The organism is Effusibacillus dendaii, from assembly GCF_015097055.1.
In the GTDB taxonomy this organism is placed as follows: domain Bacteria; phylum Bacillota; class Bacilli; order Tumebacillales; family Effusibacillaceae; genus Effusibacillus; species Effusibacillus dendaii.
On sequence record NZ_AP023366.1, the window covers coordinates 2,020,001 to 2,040,463 of the forward strand.

Here is a 20,463-nt window from a genome sequence, read left to right on the forward strand (position 1 = left end):
GCCCTTTAGGTACAAGGAGCAATGGTGGAGATAAGCGGATTCGAACCGCTGACCCCCTGCTTGCAAGGCAGGTGCTCTACCAACTGAGCTATATCCCCTTATTCTCTTACCTCTAAGAAAGAAAATGGTGGGCCTAAGTGGACTCGAACCACTGACCTCACGATTATCAGTCGTGCGCTCTAGCCAGCTGAGCTATAGGCCCAAGGATGACAATTGTATCATGTTGAAGCATTTGCTCCAACCCTCAAATCTTTCCACCTGAAGAAACTCTTCCTTCTCTCGAAGGCTGTCGTTCCTTCAAAACCAAATCGTGTAGAGAAGCCTGTGTGTTCGTGCTTGTGCTCTTTCGAGCTCCTTAGAAAGGAGGTGATCCAGCCGCACCTTCCGATACGGCTACCTTGTTACGACTTCACCCCAATCATCGATCCCACCTTCGGCGGCTGGCTCCCTTTCAGGTTCCCTCACCGACTTCGGGTGTTACCAACTCTCGTGGTGTGACGGGCGGTGTGTACAAGGCCCGGGAACGTATTCACCGCGGCATGCTGATCCGCGATTACTAGCAATTCCGGCTTCATGCAGGCGAGTTGCAGCCTGCAATCCGAACTACGAACGGTTTTCAGGGTTTCGCTCCAGATCACTCCTTCGCTTCCCGTTGTTCCGCCCATTGTAGCACGTGTGTAGCCCAGGACATAAGGGGCATGATGATTTGACGTCATCCCCGCCTTCCTCCGGTTTGTCACCGGCAGTCACCTGTGAGTGCCCAACTCAATGCTGGCAACACAGATCAAGGGTTGCGCTCGTTGCGGGACTTAACCCAACATCTCACGACACGAGCTGACGACAACCATGCACCACCTGTCTCCGCTGCCCCGAAGGGAAGGTCTATCTCTAAACCGGTCAGCGGGATGTCAAGTCCTGGTAAGGTTCTTCGCGTTGCTTCGAATTAAACCACATGCTCCACTGCTTGTGCGGGCCCCCGTCAATTCCTTTGAGTTTCAGTCTTGCGACCGTACTCCCCAGGCGGAGTGCTTACTGTGTTGACTTCGGCACTGATGGGTGGACCCCACCAACACCTAGCACTCATCGTTTACGGCGTGGACTACCAGGGTATCTAATCCTGTTTGCTCCCCACGCTTTCGCGCCTCAGCGTCAGTTATCGGCCAGCAAGGCGCCTTCGCCACTGGTGTTCCTCCACATCTCTACGCATTTCACCGCTACACGTGGAATTCCCCTTGCCTCTCCGATCCTCAAGCCATCCAGTATCCAGGGCCATCCCGGGGTTGAGCCCCGGGCTTTCACCCCAGACTTAAATGGCCGCCTGCGCGCGCTTTACGCCCAGTAATTCCGGACAACGCTTGCCACCTACGTATTACCGCGGCTGCTGGCACGTAGTTAGCCGTGGCTTCCTCCTTGGGTACCGTCACGCCAAGAACATTCCCTCTCTCAGCCATTCGTCCCCAAAGACAGAGTTTTACAACCCGAAGGCCTTCTTCACTCACGCGGCGTTGCTCCATCAGGCTTGCGCCCATTGTGGAAGATTCCCTACTGCTGCCTCCCGTAGGAGTCTGGGCCGTGTCTCAGTCCCAGTGTGGCCGTTCACCCTCTCAGGTCGGCTACGCATCGTCGCCTTGGTGAGCCGTTACCCCACCAACTAGCTAATGCGCCGCGGGCCCATCTGTCAGTGATGCCGTAGCACCTTTTACAACCCTTAGATGCCTAAAGGCTGATTATCCGGTATTAGCACCCGTTTCCAGGCGTTATCCCAGTCTGTCAGGCAGGTTACCCACGTGTTACTCACCCGTCCGCCGCTGGCTTCCAGAGAGCAAGCTCTCTTTCCGCCCGCGCGACTTGCATGTATTAGGCACGCCGCCAGCGTTCGTCCTGAGCCAGGATCAAACTCTCAATGAACAGTTAGTGCTTCAGCACTTACTGTGAATGGATCCCGTTCCACAGGAATCGGGATTTCCTTAAGAATCCATCTGGCTCCCTACACGATTCAGTTTTCAAAGAACGACTGCCACCTTTGGTGGCTTAGCGTTGCTTGTGCCCCTCGGGTGCTTGTGCCCCTCGGGTGCTTGTGCCCCTCGGGTGCTTGTGCCCTTTGGGTACAAAGAACGACTCGTTGTGTTTCCCAAAAGAAGCGACAAAGATGATCTTAACAGATTCAAACGTCCAAAACAAGTGGAAGTTTTTATCTTTTTTCGTGCCGCTCGCTCGCGGCGGCAAATGCTATTATATCACATTTGAAAGCTCGCTACAACCGGAAATTCTTAACAAGTTAAGTTTTGCTTCTTAGTTGCGGACGATGTTTATCACAATATCACGTTTGGCACCTTACCTCAACACTTAATTTCAAACAAAATTAAGTGAAACCATTAAATGTTTTATATTTAATTCAAACACCTTGTTTTATCTTTCATAATCTACAACATTCAAAATCAATTAACTTTATAGGTTATCGACCAAAAAACGCGACAACTCCTTGGCCATATCCTCTGAACCCAAACCAAAAGCCTCCTCCAAATACAGTGCATTCACTGCATCCTTCTCATTAAGAATGGCAGATCTATTACTTTGTAAACATGTAACGACTTTTTTACCATAAAAATGAGCAGTGGTTGTTATCATTAAATCAAACCTACCGTATTCGCCTACAAATCCTATATATCTCGTTTCTGTTTTCTCCTTATCGTCATACATGTAAATGAAATCTGTCACACTACCACCACCCATTAGGTTCAAATACCATATATCATTACTTTTAAACCACCAACAATGCAAAAACTTCCCCAAAATGCCATTATGACAACTTAGGGAAGTCAGTTTAAAAATCTGGAGCCAGCGACAGGAATCGAACCCGCGACCTACTGATTACAAGTCAGTTGCTCTACCTACTGAGCTACGCTGGCAACAGTGGCGGAGGGAGAGGGATTCGAACCCCCGTGGGCTTGCGCCCTAACGGTTTTCAAGACCGCCCCGTTATGACCACTTCGGTATCCCTCCGTAAAACAGCCTAGCAACGACCTACTCTCCCAGGGCTCATGCCCAAGTACCATCGGCGCTGGAGAGCTTAACTTCCGTGTTCGGGATGGGTACGGGTGGGTCCTCTCCGCTATTGTCACTAGACTCGCAGGGATGCAAGTCGCTCGATGTTGTGACAGGATGTCACAGTTCCTGGTCGAGCTTCCTCTTTCTTTATTCAGGGTTGCTCCCTGAAAACCGGATGCGAATATGAGTGGCGCATGGGAATCCATGATGGATTAAGCCCTCGATCGATTAGTACTGGTCAGCTCCATGCCTCACGGCACTTCCACACCCAGCCTATCTACCCTGTCTTCTTCAGGGGATCTTACCATGTTCTCCATGTGGGAAGTCTGATCTTGAGGGGGGCTTCGCGCTTAGATGCTTTCAGCGCTTATCCCGTCCCGACTTGGCTACTCAGCGTTGCAGTTGGCACCACAACTGAGACACCAGCGGTCGGTTCATCCCGGTCCTCTCGTACTAAGGACAACTCCTCTCAAACTTCCTGCGCCCGCGGCAGATAGGGACCGAACTGTCTCACGACGTTCTGAACCCAGCTCGCGTACCGCTTTAATGGGCGAACAGCCCAACCCTTGGGACCTACTTCAGCCCCAGGATGCGATGAGCCGACATCGAGGTGCCAAACCTCCCCGTCGATGTGGACTCTTGGGGGAGATAAGCCTGTTATCCCCGGGGTAGCTTTTATCCGTTGAGCGACGGCCCTTCCACTCGGCACCGCCGGATCACTAAGCCCGACTTTCGTCCCTGCTCGAGTTGTCCCTCTCGCAGTCAAGCTCCCTTTTGCCTTTGCACTCAAAGCGCGATTTCCATCCGCGCTGAGGGAACCCTTGGGCGCCTCCGTTACTCTTTAGGAGGCGACCGCCCCAGTCAAACTGCCCACCTGACACTGTCCTCTCACCTGCTTCAAGGTGACGAGTTAGAAGATCAATACCTCAAGGGTGGTATCCCAACGTCGACTCCACCTAGGCTGGCGCCCAAGCTTCGATGTCTCCCACCTATCCTGTACATGATGTACCCATCTCCCATATCAAGCTACAGTCAAGCTCCACGGGGTCTTTCCGTCTTGCCGCGGGTAACCTGCATCTTCACAGGTATTACAATTTCACCGGGTCTCTCGTTGAGACAGCGCCCAAGTCGTTACGCCATTCGTGCGGGTCAGAACTTACCTGACAAGGAATTTCGCTACCTTAGGACCGTTATAGTTACGGCCGCCGTTTACTGGGGCTTCGGTTCAAAGCTTCACACCTTTCGGCATTAACCCTTCCCCTTAACCTTCCAGCACCGGGCAGGCGTCAGCCCCTATACGTCGCCTTTCGGCTTAGCAGAGACCTGTGTTTTTGCTAAACAGTCGCTTGGGCCTTTTCACTGCGGCTCCCTCAGGCTTTGACACCCTACCGGAGCGCCCCTTCTCCCGAAGTTACGGGGCCATTTTGCCGAGTTCCTTAACGAGAGTTCTCCCGCGCACCTGAGGATTCTCTCCTCGCCTACCTGTGTCGGTTTGCGGTACGGGCACCGGCTCACTCACTAGAGGCTTTTCTTGGCAGTGTGAAATCAGGGACTTCGGTACTTCCGTTTCCCTCGGCATCACAGCTCAGTCTCACGAGGAGCGGATTTGCCTACTCCTCCTCCTCACTGCTTACACGGCCATCTCCAGCAGGCCGCTCTCCCTATCCTCCTGCGTCACCCCTTCGCTCAAACGCGAGCGCGGTGGTACTGGAATTTCCACCAGTTGTCCGTCGCCTACGCCTTTCGGCCTCGGCTTAGGTCCCGACTAACCCTGGGCGGACGAGCCTTCCCCAGGAACCCTTAGGCTTTCGGTGGACAAGATTCTCACTTGTCTTTTCGCTACTTATACCGGCATTCTCACTTCTATGCCCTCCACCAGTCCTTCCGGTCTGACTTCCACGAGCATAGAACGCTCCCCTACCACGACATTGTCATCCATAGCTTCGGTGTCCGGTTTGAGCCCCGTTACATTTTCCGCGCAGCGTCACTCGACCAGTGAGCTATTACGCACTCTTTAAATGGTGGCTGCTTCTAAGCCAACATCCTGGTTGTCTGTGCACCGCCACATCGTTTCCCACTTAACCGGTACTTCGGGACCTTAGCTGATGGTCTGGGCTGTTTCCCTCTTGACCACGGATCTTAGCACTCGTAGTCTGACTGCCGAAAATAAGTCAACGGCATTCGGAGTTTGACTGAGTTCGGTAACCCGCGAAGGCCCCTAGCCCAATCAGTGCTCTACCTCCATGACTCTTACTTCGACGCTAGCCCTAAAGCTATTTCGGGGAGAACCAGCTATCTCCGAGTTCGATTGGAATTTCACCCCTACCCCCAGCTCATCCCCGCACTTTTCAACGTGCGTGGGTTCGGACCTCCAGTAAGTGTTACCTCACCTTCATCCTGTCCAGGGGTAGATCACTCGGTTTCGGGTCTGCGACTCCAAACTTTCGCCCTCTTCAGACGCGCTTTCGCTGCGGCTCCGCATTCTCTGCTTAACCTCGCCTGCAATCGCAACTCGCCGGTTCATTCTACAAAAGGCACGCCGTCAGACTTTAACGTCCTCCGACTGATTGTAGGCACACGGTTTCAGGTTCTTTTTCACTCCCCTCCCGGGGTGCTTTTCACCTTTCCCTCACGGTACTGGTTCACTATCGGTCGCCAGGTTGTATTTAGCCTTAGGAGGTGGTCCTCCCGGATTCCCACGGGATTCCTCGTGTCCCGCGGTACTTGGGGTCCGTCTCGGAGATGGATCTGTTTCAGATACGGGACTCTCACCCTCTGCGGTGGGCTTTTCCAAACCGCTTCTCCTACACATCCATTTTGTAACTCCTCATGAGACGCCCCGCAACCCCAACCTGCAAGCAGGTTGGTTTGGGCTTCTCCGCCTTCGCTCGCCGCTACTGACGGAATCACTGTTGTTTTCTTTTCCTCAGGGTACTTAGATGTTTCAGTTCCCCTGGTCTGCCTCCTCGCTGCCTATGGATTCAGCAGCGGGTACTGGACCATTACGTCCAGTGGGTTCCCCCATTCGGATATCCCCGGATCTCAGCCTGCGTACGGCTCCCCGAGGCGTTTCGGCGTTCGCTCCGTCCTTCTTCGGCACCTGGCGCCTAGGCATCCTCCGTGTGCCCTTTGTAGCTTAATCATCTACATCGGTTTTACTCGGTATCTTCCCAGCTAATTGTGAATTGTATACTCGCTCCCCAATCTCTTTGGGTCCCCGCCAAAGTATTCGGTGTTGCTCCAACGCTTCACTTCACTTTGGTGGGTAGATGAGTTACCTCGCAATTTTTCGTTTCTCATATTCGCTATCCAGTTTTCAAAGAACAAAATTCAACGGAAGATGTTGATATCACGGTGGCATGTGCGACCGCAACCCTCAAATCTTTCCACCTGAAGAAACTCTTCCTTCTCTCGAAGGCTGTCGTTCCTTCAAAACCAAATCGTGTAGAGAAGCCTGTGTGTTCGTGCTTGTGCTCTTTCGAGCTCCTTAGAAAGGAGGTGATCCAGCCGCACCTTCCGATACGGCTACCTTGTTACGACTTCACCCCAATCATCGATCCCACCTTCGGCGGCTGGCTCCCTTTCAGGTTCCCTCACCGACTTCGGGTGTTACCAACTCTCGTGGTGTGACGGGCGGTGTGTACAAGGCCCGGGAACGTATTCACCGCGGCATGCTGATCCGCGATTACTAGCAATTCCGGCTTCATGCAGGCGAGTTGCAGCCTGCAATCCGAACTACGAACGGTTTTCAGGGTTTCGCTCCAGATCACTCCTTCGCTTCCCGTTGTTCCGCCCATTGTAGCACGTGTGTAGCCCAGGACATAAGGGGCATGATGATTTGACGTCATCCCCGCCTTCCTCCGGTTTGTCACCGGCAGTCACCTGTGAGTGCCCAACTCAATGCTGGCAACACAGATCAAGGGTTGCGCTCGTTGCGGGACTTAACCCAACATCTCACGACACGAGCTGACGACAACCATGCACCACCTGTCTCCGCTGCCCCGAAGGGAAGGTCTATCTCTAAACCGGTCAGCGGGATGTCAAGTCCTGGTAAGGTTCTTCGCGTTGCTTCGAATTAAACCACATGCTCCACTGCTTGTGCGGGCCCCCGTCAATTCCTTTGAGTTTCAGTCTTGCGACCGTACTCCCCAGGCGGAGTGCTTACTGTGTTGACTTCGGCACTGATGGGTGGACCCCACCAACACCTAGCACTCATCGTTTACGGCGTGGACTACCAGGGTATCTAATCCTGTTTGCTCCCCACGCTTTCGCGCCTCAGCGTCAGTTATCGGCCAGCAAGGCGCCTTCGCCACTGGTGTTCCTCCACATCTCTACGCATTTCACCGCTACACGTGGAATTCCCCTTGCCTCTCCGATCCTCAAGCCATCCAGTATCCAGGGCCATCCCGGGGTTGAGCCCCGGGCTTTCACCCCAGACTTAAATGGCCGCCTGCGCGCGCTTTACGCCCAGTAATTCCGGACAACGCTTGCCACCTACGTATTACCGCGGCTGCTGGCACGTAGTTAGCCGTGGCTTCCTCCTTGGGTACCGTCACGCCAAGAACATTCCCTCTCTCAGCCATTCGTCCCCAAAGACAGAGTTTTACAACCCGAAGGCCTTCTTCACTCACGCGGCGTTGCTCCATCAGGCTTGCGCCCATTGTGGAAGATTCCCTACTGCTGCCTCCCGTAGGAGTCTGGGCCGTGTCTCAGTCCCAGTGTGGCCGTTCACCCTCTCAGGTCGGCTACGCATCGTCGCCTTGGTGAGCCGTTACCCCACCAACTAGCTAATGCGCCGCGGGCCCATCTGTCAGTGATGCCGTAGCACCTTTTACAACCCTTAGATGCCTAAAGGCTGATTATCCGGTATTAGCACCCGTTTCCAGGCGTTATCCCAGTCTGTCAGGCAGGTTACCCACGTGTTACTCACCCGTCCGCCGCTGGCTTCCAGAGAGCAAGCTCTCTTTCCGCCCGCGCGACTTGCATGTATTAGGCACGCCGCCAGCGTTCGTCCTGAGCCAGGATCAAACTCTCAATGAACAGTTAGTGCTTCAGCACTTACTGTGAATGGATCCCGTTCCACAGGAATCGGGATTTCCTTAGATATACTCCGCGTTGCCAACAGGACGTTGGCGCTCTTAGCGGAGCCACCTCTGTGAATGGATCCCGTTCCACAGGAATCGGGATTCCCTTAAGAATCCATCTGGCTCCCTACACGATTCAGTTTTCAAAGAACGACTGCCACCTTTGGTGGCTTAGCGTTGCTTGTGCCCTTTGGGTGCTTGTGCCCTTTGGGTACAAAGAACGATCTTGTAGTTGTTTATTTTTCGCGACAACAAAACTTATCATACCATCAAACAAAGCATTAATTCAACAAGTAATTTTTGTTTTATGGTTTAAGACCGTTTTGCCGTTTCACCAAGCGAATTATCGCCATCGCCTCAGCGACATTTGCTATCTTACCATCCGACACCCGAATTCTCAAACGTGAAATTTGTATATTTCGAAACAAAACACGAAAATAACCAAAGAAACTGTAGGCTAGATACGTAATTCATCAGCTTTTATTCGATTCTTTCCGTTCCTCTATTTTCGTTGTCCGCAATTGTGCAACGACAATCCCAAGAACGATTAAAAGGATCCCGCTCCACTGCCATGCATTTACAAACTCCCCCAAGACCAAAGAAGCCGAAACAATGGCCACAGGCAATTCCATCACAGCCAAGACCCCTGCCAACGCACCTCCAATCAACGGAATCCCCTTATTAAACAGGACAGGCGGGATCACCTGTCCTAATAAACCAATAATCGCAGCCCATACCCACAAACCTTGTCCAATCGAACCGTTCCATAAAAAACGGGGAGGGAATACCAGCATAATCACCACAGTCGAAACAACCACCTGCACAAATGAATTAATTATAGCGGGTGCCTGACTCGTAACCTTTTCATTTAAATACAAAAAGGCGCTCCAAGAAATAGACGATAACACCCCCAACATCAGGCCGAATGAAGAAACTTCCTTCCATTCTTTTTCAAATAAATTTACGGCCAAAAAGGTTCCACAGACAATCATCAAAATGGCTGCCCAACGCATCCCGCTTGGTTTTCTTCGTGTTACAAAATAATCGATTATAAACACAATCCAGGCAGATTGAAACAACAGTACAATCGCGAGTGTTGCCGGCAAATAATTCAACGCCACATAATAAAAAATACTGGTCCCGGTTGCACACAGTCCAAGCACTCCCAGCAGCCAAATATCGGTTCGCCGCAAACGCTTAAAATTGTCCCATTGAACACCGGATAAAACAGCCAGTATGAGCAAAGCAAACAAAAACTGACTGCTTGTTACCTCTTGCGGTGAAAACCCAGCATCATAGGCAAGCTTCACAAACGGGCTCAACAATCCGTAACTTGTGGCCCCTAACAGAACCATAAGACTAGCCGTTAGACGATTCATCCTTGCCCCCTCTAAGCTTTTAAATCGTTTCCATCGACCGTAATCCAAGCAAATGCAGGCATTTCCCAATCACTGTCCGGGTCGCCGCAACCAGCAGCAGCTTTTCTTCAATTTCCTGCTTTTCTCCGTCCAGAATCCGCGTTGTATTGTAATACCGATTAAAAATTTGGCAGACATCAATTACATACTTTGCTACAACAGATGGATCATACTGCTCGGCGGCCCGTTCCATGATATCTGGAAAACGTCCCAGCAATTTGACGATCAACCATTCGACGTCACCCGTCAAACCGGACACTTCCGAAAACCTCGCAGCGGACTGAGGTTCATATTGTCCTTTCCGCAGCAAACTGGATAAACGAGCATATGTGTACTGCACATAAGGTCCCGTTTCCCCATCAAAATTGAGCGCCTCGTCCCACACGAAATTTACGTCGTTCACCCGGCTGTTTTTTAAATCATTGAAGATAATTGCGCCAACGCCAACCGCTTCGGCGATTTCTTCTTTGTTCGGAAGATCCGGATTTTTTTCTTCAATGATCCCTTTGGCCACTTCAATTGCTTTTCGCAATACGTCCTCCAAAAAAACGACCTGCCCCTTGCGCGAAGACAATCGTTGACCGTCGACAAACATGGTGCCAAACGGGACATGAATACAGTCGGTCGCCGCCCATCCGTTGCCCATCAATTCCAACACCTTGAAAACCTGCCGAAAATGGAGTTTTTGTTCAGCACCCACAACATACACCAACCGATCGGCTCCCATTTCACGGTGTCGGTATAAAGCAGCCGCCAAATCACGTGTCGCGTATAACGTCGCACCGTCCGATTTGCGGATCAAACAAGGCGGCATATCAAATGCGGATAAATCGACAATTTCGGCTCCTTCGCTAGTTTGCAGCAATCCCTTTTGGCGAAGTTCCTCTTCCACCGCATCCATTTTGTCGTTATAAAAACTTTCACCCTTATAGCTGTCAAAATCGACGTTCAACAGCCGATACGTTTTTTCAAACTCGTTCAACGAGATTTCTATAAACCGTTTCCACAGCGAAACGGCTTCCGGGTCGCCATCCTCCAATGACTTGAACGCTGCCCGCGCTTCATCTTCCAACTCCGGCTTTTGTTCCGCCTCTTGATTGAACCGTACATAAAGAGCCAGCAGCTGCCTTACCGGATTTTCGGAAAAATCGTATTCACCGCCCCAATACCGGTAAGCGGCGATCAATTTTCCAAAAGAGGTCCCCCAGTCGCCTAAATGGTTGATTTTGATGACATGATATCCTTGGCTTTTGTAAATATTCGCAATCGCGTTGCCAATCATGGTCGACCTCAGATGATGAATCGCAAACGGTTTTGCTATATTTACCGACGACATATCAATCGCAACTTTAACTCCCTGCCCGACATCGGAATCCCCATAACGGTCGCCCATCGTTGCAATCGAAATCAGGGTATCCGCCATAATCCGTTCCCGTTTCAGAAAGAAATTCAAATATCCGCCGACTGCCACAGCCCGGTCGATCAATGAATTTTCATTTGCCTGGGTATCCCGATTAATTTGTTCAGCCAATTCAGCCGCTATACCAGCCGGTGCTTTACGAAACTGTTTCGCCAACTGAAAACAGGGAAACGCTACATCGCCGTGCGTTTCTTCTTTCGGAATTTCCAGCAAACCGTAAATTTGTTCCGCATTAAATGATGTATATTTTTCCAATTGCTCTGCAATTTGTTGACGGTACACGCTACATCCCCCTCAGGAAAAGAAACAAACCCTCATAAATTATGAGGGTATCCTATCCCACATCAATATCAGAATCGTATTAAAACGGGCAAATTATGTCAAGAATACCGCTCTCAAAGCGGTGTTATATAATATGCAATCATCACAAAATGGGCGATGCTCCCGGCCGAAACAAACAGGTGAAAAATTTCATGGAACCCGAACCGGTTCGGAAAAAAGTCAAAACATTTGGTGGCATAAATAATCGCACCGATTGTGTAAGCCACTCCGCCGACAAACATGAGAACAATAGCTCCCGTCGGCAAGTTCTCAATCAGTTTCAGAAACGGCACAACCGCAATCCAACCCAACGTCAGGTAAAATGCAGTTGACACGTAACGAGGCAATTTCATGAACCACAGTTTCAACACCATGCCAATCGTGGCCAATGCCCAAACCGCTGCCAGCATCGTCCACTTCCAGGCGCCCTCCAAACCATAGTAGAAGACCGGTGTATAGGTTCCGGCAATCAGCGCATAAATCGAGATATGGTCGATTTTCCGAAGAACGAACTGCTTTTCCGGCGTCGTTCGAACCCAATGATATAGAGAACTGGCCCCAAATAACAGAATCACACTCACTCCATAAACGGTCATCGTGACCAGCTTTGAAGGGTTGTCACCTGATAACCGGATGAGCAACACCAACCCAACAATTGCAGCTATAAACGTGACAAAATGGGTCCATGTATTGACTGGCTCCCTCATTCCAAGTAATTTTTTCATTAATGATCTCACTCCGCTCTGGGTTTTCCTTACCTGTCCCTGTTTGAATTTTACCAGTTGACAGCCTGCAATTCCACCTCAACGATGAAAAAAAAGGCCTGTTGCAACAGGCCCTAACTGTAAATCTTGCCGCCCGACTCCCGGAATTCTTTCGCTTTTTCCTCCATGCCGTTTTCGATCGCCATTTCCAGCCCGATACCGTTTGATTCGGCGTATTCGCGAATATCCTGCGTGATTCTCATGCTGCAAAACTTCGGTCCACACATCGAACAAAAATGGGCCGTCTTGGCTGCCTCGGCCGGAAGCGTTTCATCATGGTATTCGATCGCCCGTTCCGGGTCCAGAGAAAGATTAAATTGATCCCGCCAACGAAATTCAAAGCGGGCTTTTGACAGGGCATCATCCCTTTTTTGCGCATTCGGATGGCCTTTTGCCAAATCGGCCGCATGGGCGGCAATTTTATATGCAATTACACCTTCCCGTACGTCGTTTTTGTTTGGCAGCCCCAAATGTTCTTTCGGAGTTACGTAGCAGAGCATCGCCGTTCCGTACCAACCGATCATGGCCGCCCCAATGGCTGACGTGATATGATCGTAACCGGGCGCAATATCGGTCGTCAGCGGCCCCAACGTGTAAAACGGCGCTTCCTTGCAGATTTCCATCTGCAGATCGACGTTTTCTTTAATTTTGTGCATGGGAACGTGCCCCGGCCCCTCAATCATGACCTGTACATCATGCTTCCAGGCAATCTGCGTCAGCTCTCCCAATGTTTTCAGTTCCGCAAACTGCGCTTCATCGTTTGCATCCGCTATCGATCCGGGCCGCAGTCCGTCACCGAGCGAAAATGACACATCATACATCTTCATGATTTCACAGATTTCTTCAAAATGCGTATAGAGAAAATTCTCCTGATGATGCGCTAGGCACCAGGCAGCGAGAATCGATCCGCCGCGCGAAACGATACCAGTCACTCGTTTCGCCGTAAGTGGAATGTAACGCAGCAAGACGCCTGCATGAATCGTGAAGTAATCGACCCCCTGCTCGGCCTGCTCAATCAGCGTATCGCGGTACACTTCCCATGACAGGTCTTCCACGACGCCGTTGACCTTTTCGAGCGCCTGATAAATCGGCACCGTCCCAACCGGCACAGGTGAGTTTCGAATGATCCACTCGCGCGTCGTGTGAATATTTTTGCCTGTCGACAGGTCCATAATCGTATCCGCACCCCAACGGATCGCCCATGTCATTTTTTCCACTTCCTCCTCAATCGAAGAGGTAACCGCCGAGTTCCCAATATTGGCGTTAATTTTCACATGAAAATGACGACCGATAATCATTGGCTCGCTCTCTGGATGATTGATGTTAGCCGGAATAATAGCCCGACCGCAGGCTACTTCATTTCGCACGAACTCAGGCGCCAACCCTTCCCGGATCGCGATAAACTCCATTTCAGGCGTTATGATTCCCTGCCTTGCATAATGCATTTGCGTTACGTTCCGGCCCGCTTTGGCACGCAACGGCTTCCGTTTCAATCCGGGAAAAATCTCACGGTTCGCAAGCGGATCTCCCGCCCTGAATCCATCATCCTCCGGTTTGATAGCGCGCCCTTCGTACTCTTCCGTATCATTACGCTCCAAAATCCAGCTTTGTCGAACGGGCGTCAGACCTTGCCGAATATTAACCCGGTAATTCGGGTCGGTATACGGACCGCTTGTGTCGTATACAAGCACCGGATCGTTCGCTGTTTCCCCTGTTGCTCCGGTCGTCGGATGCAGGGAAATTTTTCGCATGGGAACTTTCAAATCGGGTCTGGATCCGGGAACATACACTTTCTCGCTACCCGGAAACGCCGATTTAAGTTCCATTGTTGGGGCATTCTGCCATTCGTTTGACATAAGATCCTCCTTCTTCCACAGGCGATCATTTTGTACAACATGAATTGCTTTGCCTGAACCGGATTTTTCAGCGCGAATGATTGTTATTTCGAATAGTGGCAGGAAAAAAGCCGGATCCTTAAAAAAGGACCCGGCTGGCACGGCAGAGAATAATTGCTCACTCTGGTATGTAGCCTTCTACTTTCCTACGCTGGTATGATCCAGATCAGGTCCCGAGGGTTTCGGAACTTTATCGCGTTCCGCTCTCAGTCCGAGCTTAACGGACACCCCTAGTAGCCATTCCATATTTACCTGTGATACTTTTAGCTTATTGATTCTTGCCGGATTTGGCAAGCAATATTTTAAAGGAGGATTTAGCATGTATGGACCCCCGCTTTCCACAAAAGCAAAACGAATGATGCTGCTCGGTTCCGGCGAACTGGGAAAAGAAGTGACAATTGAAGCACAGCGGTTGGGAGTCGAAGTGATTGCGGTCGACCGTTACGCAAACGCACCCGCTATGCAAGTGGCACACCGGTCCCATGTCATCAATATGTTGGACGATAAACAACTTCGGTCTGTGATCGAGCAGGAAAAGCCGGATGTAATCGTACCGGAAATCGAGGCGATACATACCCCTACTTTGCAGGAATTAGAGAAAGAGGGCTACCGCGTCATCCCAACAGCCACAGCCGCCCGACTGACGATGGACCGGGAAGGGATTCGCCGCTTGGCGGCCGAAACATTGCATCTCCCTACTGCAAACTATTTGTTTGCGGACAGTCTGGATGAACTGCGTCAAGCGGTAGAAAAAATCGGCACTCCTTGTCTGGTCAAACCGGTGATGAGCTCATCCGGGAAAGGACAAAGTGTCTGCGGTTCATTGAATGAAGTCGAAAAATCCTGGAATTACGCGATGGAAGGCGGTCGTGCGAAAAACACCCGTGTGATCGTGGAAGAATTTATCCATTTTGATTCCGAAATTACAGTGTTAACCATCCGTTCCGTGTCCGGCACCACCTTTTGCCAACCAATCGGGCATATTCAAAAGGACGGGGATTACATCGAATCGTGGCAACCGCACAAGATCACCGAAACACAACTCCAAGAGGCGCAGGAAATCTGCAGGAAGGTGACAGACGCGTTAGGGGGATATGGGATTTTTGGTGTCGAGCTGTTTGTCGCTCCCGACAAAATCTATTTCAGCGAAGTGTCACCCCGCCCGCATGACACTGGACTGGTGACGCTCGTCACGCAGGATCTGTCCGAATTTGCACTGCATGTCAGGGCGATTCTTGGTTTCCCAATCCCCGACGTTACACTTTTAACGCCCGGTGCCAGCCATACGTTAAAAGCGTCGGAAGAACATACCTCTTATCAAATTGAAGGCACGGCGGATGCACTGGCGATCCCCCGCACCCAAGTGCGGATTTTTGGAAAACCGGAAACAAAAATCGGTCGCCGCATGGCGGTCGCATTAAGCGCCGCAGAAGATGTGGAAACCGCACGGGAACGAGCGAGACAGGCCGCATCCTGTTTACGGATTACCTATTAAATAAAAGAAAATTTAGCCTTCGCCAATCCTTTGGCGCAGGGGACAGCAAACGGATCAACACTTTGCAGGCAATAAAATAAAACAGTATACAATTGATTTGGAACACAGAAATACCCCCTATGCAGACATTCAAGAGTGGGTTTAACTTCCCCGGTCTACATAGAGGGTACCTGTTCAGAGCGGGATGCAAAAAACGAAAATCACCGCTTATTTTACGTGTGAATCCTCAATGGAATTCACACGTTTGTTTTTCCTGAAGTTATGCGGGATTACTAACTGAAAATCTTTTGCTGTAATTTTCCTGTAAATGTGCTTGTACTGCAACACATTTGCCGGATTTAAAGTTCTGCTGCCGGTAGAAGAAAATGGTTTATTCCGCTTTTTTACAGGCCCCTCTCCTTGTCGCTGTTCTGTTGGCCGGACTCATTGGTCCGACCCCTCCGTCTATATTTACAAGAACATAAAACGCTCCATTCCATATTTTTCACATAATACGTCAACTAATATAACACAACAATTTCCTAAGATATGGATCAATTGCCTGGGTTTACGATGAAAAGTGAATACAAAAATTGTATATTCTGAGCGATTTAATCTTTATAGACGATAGATGTGGTAAAAATAAAAACTTATCGATTCATGTTAGGTTATGTGACACATATGGGAGTAATCAAAAACAAATGTAAGTATACTTAATCTTGCTAAATGAAATCAAAAGAAAAGAGGGATGACACAATGACAGAAAAAAGGAGAGTCTTGATCACCATTTTCTTGTTCTCTATCGGCTGGGCATTTATGTATGCTGATCGAAACATCCTTTCTCCCGTCATGGCTATTATCGGTAAGGAATGGGGGCTTGACAAGGCGCAGCTTGGTTTGATGTCTACGGTATTTTTTATTGCTTATGCGGCGATGCAAATTCCAACCGGATTTTTAGCGGACAGGTTTGGGCGTTTAAAGGTGTTAGTGATAGGGTATGTGTTATTCGGAATTGCCACGTTTTTAAGTGGACTCGCCCCGGCGTTTGGTGTTTTTCTTTTGATGAGGGCATTGACAGGACTGGGGGAAGGAACCTATTACGGCTCCCAATATGGAATTTCTTCCAGTACAATTCCTGCAAAGTACCGTGGAGTATCATCCGCTTTAATAAATAGCGGAATGGCAATCGGAATTTCCTTAGGATTCATTGCCTCCAGCTATTTTACGTTGACCTTGGGCAAGGGGTGGCAATTTCCGTTCTATGTCTTCGCGATTCCAACGGTGATTGTAGCCTTATTAATAGGCTATTTCGTTAAGGATACCCGCCCTGCTCCAGCCAAACAGCAAGAGCGGACTTCTGCTTATCCCGTGAATCGTTTATTTACCCGTAATCATATTCTCACTTATGTTTTAATTTTCTGCTCATTATATGGTTTTTTCGGAATGTTAACTTGGTTGCCTTATTATTTGCAAACCGTGAGAGGTTTGCAAGGGGCACAAACCGGGATCATCTCCTCTCTTGTTCCGTGGGCATCCATTCCTGGTGCGATTTTCTTCGGCTACATTTCCGACAAGCTGAAAAATAAAAAGCCATTAATCATTATCCTTTCGGTGTCAGGTGCATTATGCCAATTCATAATTCCGTATGTGGAAAGTTATAGCCTCATGATTGCAGCCCTCGTTGTGTATGGATTAATTGGAAAATTAGCGTTAGATCCAGTGATGGTCGCTTACGTTGCTGACATTACGCCATCGAGCATGTACTCGAAAGCCTATTCATTCTTTAATTTCGCGGGCATGTTATCTTCTATTTTTGCCCCATACATTACCGGATATTTTGCCAAAATGACCGGGGAACTTGAAATCGGCTTCTATATCTCGGGAGTTCTTCTTCTGATTGGTGGATTCTTGTTCCTCTTTACCAACAAAAAAGCGGAATCAGCAGATGAAAGGATGGTAGCCAAATATGCATAAAAGCGTGATAGGAACTAAGCAAATGGTGGTCAGCCCCCATTATCTGGCCTCAATGGCTGGAAATCGCATGCTAGAAAAAGGCGGCAATGCCTTTGACGCTGCGGTGGCAGTAAGCGCTTGTTTAGCTGTGGTTTATCCACATATGACAGGAATGGGAGGAGACTCCTTCTGGCTTACATATAGCCAAAAAGAAGGAAAGGTTCGAGCTTATAATGGAAGCGGTCGTTCCGGAAGCCAAGTCACACGGGAACAGTATGCAGGAGAAGCGTCTATCCCTATTCGTGGCACACGGAGCGCAATCACGGTTCCAGGGATGATTGATAGTTGGGATGCCATTTTAAAGGAATATGGTCGTCTAAGCATGAGAGATGTGTTGCAACCCGCAATTGAATATGCCTATACAGGTTTTCCGTTTACGAAAGATCAATATGACAACACAAAGAAGAATTTTTCGACACTTTCTTCCATACCGTTCACCTGTGATATTTATACACCAGGTGGACAAATCCCTAATGTCGGTGAACGGTTCATTCAACGGGATTTGGGGAACAGTTTAACTATCCTTGCAGAACAAGGCAGAGATGTGTTTTATAAAGGGGAATTAGCACAAGCCATTGTTTCTTATCTGCAAGATAATGGTGGACTTCTTACTTTAGAAGACTTCGCAAGCCATCGTGGAGAATGGGTCTCCCCGATCTCAACGACGTATCGGGATTATATGGTTTACCAAGTTCCGCCAAATTCACAAGGATTTGCGGGACTGATGACGTTAAATATTTTGGAGAATTTTAATTTTAGTCAAATTGAACAAGGATCTTTTGAATACTATCATATTCTCGTTGAAGCTTTAAAAAGGACTTTTCAAGATCGGAATCAATACTTAACAGATCCAGACTTTTCAACCATCCCTCTAGACCATTTATTAAGTAAAGAATATGCGGTTGAAATGGCGCAATGCATCCGTCCTGATAGCAATTTAGTGAGTACGGCTGCTATGGGGAGCGACACCGCCTATGCAGCCGTAGTGGATGGAGAAGGGAATGCAGTTTCGTTTATTCAAAGTCTTTATTTTGAATTTGGTTCTGGTGTCGTCGCAGGAAATACCGGCATCTTACTGCAAAACCGGGGTTCATTCTTCTCTTTAAATCCAAGCCACGTGAATACATTGGAACCTCGTAAACGAACATTTCATACTTTAATGCCAGCGATGGCTTGTAAAAACGGAAAGCCGAGCATTCTGTATGGTACTCAGGGGGGAGAGGGGCAACCGCAAACACAAACAGCGATTATTACCCGTATGATCGAGTATGGCATAGACCCGCAAGAAGCGATCAGTCTACCCCGTTGGGTATGGGGTAGAACCTGGGGAGAGGACAGCCAAACGTTAAAAATCGAAAGCCGAGTGTCTGAAGAGACGGTGGAGTTGTTAAAATTGGCAGGGCATCAGGTGGAAGTCGTTCAATCTTTTGATCCGGTGATGGGGCACGCGCAAGCTATTCGCATTGATGAACACGGATTTTTAAAAGGAGGTGCAGATCCGCGGGGAGATGGCGCTGCTGTTGGTTATTAATATTAACGGGGCATATCTGCCGCGCGATGCGAAACAAATAGCGCCCTCAACACCTTCTTTGGGAAGGTGCAAGGGCTAAAGAGTTAACTTGAACAGTATATTGTCCCGGCTCGTTTCGTGGACAACTAGCGCTTTTCAGCGTCGAACTCGGCTTCGATGCGGGAGACCTTCGAAGTCTCAGCCATACGCCAATAGACGAAGAAGCTCACGGCAATACAGGCAGCTACGTAATAGTAGAAGAGCGACTCGAAGCCAATGCTCTTACACCATAACGCGATGAACTCCGCCGTCCCGCCGAACACCGCCACCGTGACTCCGTAGGGGAAACCCACGCCAAGGGCACGGATTTCTGTCGGAAAGAGCTCAGCTTTCACGATAGCATTGATGGAGGTGTAACCAGTGACAACGATGAGACCCACCATCATGAGCAGGAAAGCACCGATAGGATTCTTTGTATGCTCAAGGATCAGGAACAGTGGCACCGTCAGCAGCGTTCCGAGGATACCGAAACTAATCAATAGCGGACGCCGTCCAATCCGGTCGGACAGCATGCCGGCGAGAGGTTGAAGTATGACGAATACCAGCAGGGCAACAAAATTGATCCAGCTGACGACCTCCTTGGGGAGTCCCTCCGTATTCACCATGAACTTCTGCAAATATGTCGTGTAGGTATAAAAGGCGACCGTGCCGCCGAGTGTAAGTCCGGCTACTGTCAGCACCGCCTTGGGGTACTTCATCAGAGCTCGAATCGTACCAGCGTTAGCACGGGTTTCAGAACCCATTTTGGAGAACTGTTCTGATTCGTCCATCGTACGGCGCAGCCACAATACGGCCAACGCGCCCAATGCTCCGATAACGAAGGGAATACGCCAGCCCCAAGACTTCATTTCGGGTTCGCTGAGTATTTGTTGGAGGACGATCTGAACACCCAGTGCCACTAACTGTCCGGCAACAAGTGTGACGTACTGGAAGCTCGAGTAAAAGCCGCGGCGGCCGCTGCTGGCCACCTCGGACAGGTACGTTGCCGAGGTTCCATATTCTCCACCTAACGACAACCCTTGGAGAAGTCGTGCGAGAACCAGAATAACAGGCGCCATCACACCAATGGCGCCATACCCAGGTGTGCAGGCAATGACCAGAGAACCACCGGCCATGACGGAGATGGAAAGCGTCAGTGCAGCACGGCGGCCATGACGATCCGCGTATCGCCCCAGCAGCAGACTCCCTATCGGGCGCATCAGGAAGCCGACGGCGAAAATGGCCGCTGTATTAAGCAGTTGGCTTGTCGAATCTCCTTTGGGGAAGAACTCGGCCGAGAAATACACTGCGAAAGCAGTATAGACGTACCAATCGTACCATTCGATCAGATTTCCAACCGAACCTTTGAAGATGTTCCCTGCGATGCGTCTCGTCTTTGCGCGTTCAATGGATTGATTCATTGTTAAATCCCCCTGTTGAAATACCGGTGTTTGACGCTTCTTTATTAGCCTCGTCA

9 protein-coding genes, 4 tRNA genes, 4 rRNA genes and 1 riboswitch are annotated in these 20,463 nt (G+C 49.8%); of the genes, 3 read left to right on the plus strand and 14 right to left on the minus strand.

All coding sequences use genetic code 11. The features are described from left to right. Window positions 1–22: 22 nt before the first annotated feature. From skT53_RS10920 to thiC, 13 genes are all read right to left on the minus strand, one after another. Window positions 23–98: transfer RNA gene (locus skT53_RS10920), tRNA-Ala, on the minus strand. Between the two features lie 27 nt (window positions 99–125). Beyond that, window positions 126–202 (minus strand) — tRNA-Ile (locus skT53_RS10925). Between the two features lie 157 nt (window positions 203–359). After that, a 16S ribosomal RNA gene (locus skT53_RS10930) occupies window positions 360–1,908 on the minus strand. Window positions 1,909–2,448: 540 nt separating this feature from the next. Continuing rightward, window positions 2,449–2,718 carry a DUF3055 domain-containing protein gene (locus tag skT53_RS10935; RefSeq protein WP_226375189.1) on the minus strand — a complete coding sequence of 90 codons (270 nt, stop codon included), beginning with the start codon at window positions 2,716–2,718 and terminating at the stop codon, window positions 2,449–2,451. Window positions 2,719–2,833: 115 nt separating this feature from the next. Beyond that, window positions 2,834–2,909, minus strand: a tRNA-Thr gene (locus skT53_RS10940). A gap of 5 nt (window positions 2,910–2,914) precedes the next feature. Then, window positions 2,915–3,003: transfer RNA gene (locus skT53_RS10945), tRNA-Ser, on the minus strand. Between the two features lie 8 nt (window positions 3,004–3,011). Then, window positions 3,012–3,126, minus strand: a 5S ribosomal RNA gene (gene rrf, locus skT53_RS10950). A gap of 130 nt (window positions 3,127–3,256) precedes the next feature. Further along, a 23S ribosomal RNA gene (locus tag skT53_RS10955) occupies window positions 3,257–6,190 on the minus strand. Between the two features lie 349 nt (window positions 6,191–6,539). Next, window positions 6,540–8,088: ribosomal RNA gene (locus skT53_RS10960) — 16S ribosomal RNA — on the minus strand. The 16S, 23S and 5S rRNA genes sit together here with 4 tRNA genes alongside, the layout of an rRNA operon. Window positions 8,089–8,605: 517 nt before the next feature. Then, window positions 8,606–9,511: an EamA family transporter gene (locus tag skT53_RS10965; RefSeq protein WP_200756830.1), complete on the minus strand. Its 906-nt coding sequence runs from the start codon at window positions 9,509–9,511 to the stop codon at window positions 8,606–8,608. Between the two features lie 19 nt (window positions 9,512–9,530). Beyond that, window positions 9,531–11,252, minus strand: a complete 1,722-nt coding sequence (gene argS, locus skT53_RS10970; protein WP_200756832.1) for an arginine--tRNA ligase — start codon at window positions 11,250–11,252, stop codon at window positions 9,531–9,533. Between the two features lie 113 nt (window positions 11,253–11,365). After that, window positions 11,366–12,016 (minus strand): PAQR family membrane homeostasis protein TrhA, encoded by a 651-nt coding sequence (trhA, locus tag skT53_RS10975; RefSeq protein WP_200756834.1) that lies wholly within the window; start codon window positions 12,014–12,016, stop codon window positions 11,366–11,368. 113 nt (window positions 12,017–12,129) lie between these two features. Beyond that, window positions 12,130–13,911 (minus strand): phosphomethylpyrimidine synthase ThiC, encoded by a 1,782-nt coding sequence (thiC, locus tag skT53_RS10980; protein ID WP_200756836.1) that lies wholly within the window; start codon window positions 13,909–13,911, stop codon window positions 12,130–12,132. A 165-nt stretch (window positions 13,912–14,076) separates the two neighbouring features. Further along, window positions 14,077–14,192: riboswitch (TPP riboswitch) on the minus strand. 77 nt (window positions 14,193–14,269) lie between these two features. Between thiC and purT the strand changes: the two genes are divergently transcribed. The 3 genes from purT (at window position 14,270) to ggt (ending at window position 18,968) form a co-directional block, all read left to right on the plus strand. Further along, on the plus strand, window positions 14,270–15,445 hold the full coding sequence (purT, locus tag skT53_RS10985) for a formate-dependent phosphoribosylglycinamide formyltransferase (protein ID WP_200756838.1): 1,176 nt from the start codon (window positions 14,270–14,272) through the stop codon (window positions 15,443–15,445). Window positions 15,446–16,180: 735 nt separating this feature from the next. Next, window positions 16,181–17,398 carry an MFS transporter gene (locus skT53_RS10990; protein WP_200756840.1) on the plus strand — a complete coding sequence of 406 codons (1,218 nt, stop codon included), beginning with the start codon at window positions 16,181–16,183 and terminating at the stop codon, window positions 17,396–17,398. Next, window positions 17,391–18,968, plus strand: a complete 1,578-nt coding sequence (gene ggt, locus skT53_RS10995; protein ID WP_200756842.1) for a gamma-glutamyltransferase — start codon at window positions 17,391–17,393, stop codon at window positions 18,966–18,968. The genes skT53_RS10990 and ggt overlap by 8 nt, the downstream gene beginning before the upstream one ends. 125 nt (window positions 18,969–19,093) lie before the next feature. Here ggt and skT53_RS11000 read toward each other — a convergent pair whose 3' ends face one another. Further along, window positions 19,094–20,407: an MFS transporter gene (locus tag skT53_RS11000; RefSeq protein ID WP_200756843.1), complete on the minus strand. Its 1,314-nt coding sequence runs from the start codon at window positions 20,405–20,407 to the stop codon at window positions 19,094–19,096. Window positions 20,408–20,463: the final 56 nt, after the last annotated feature.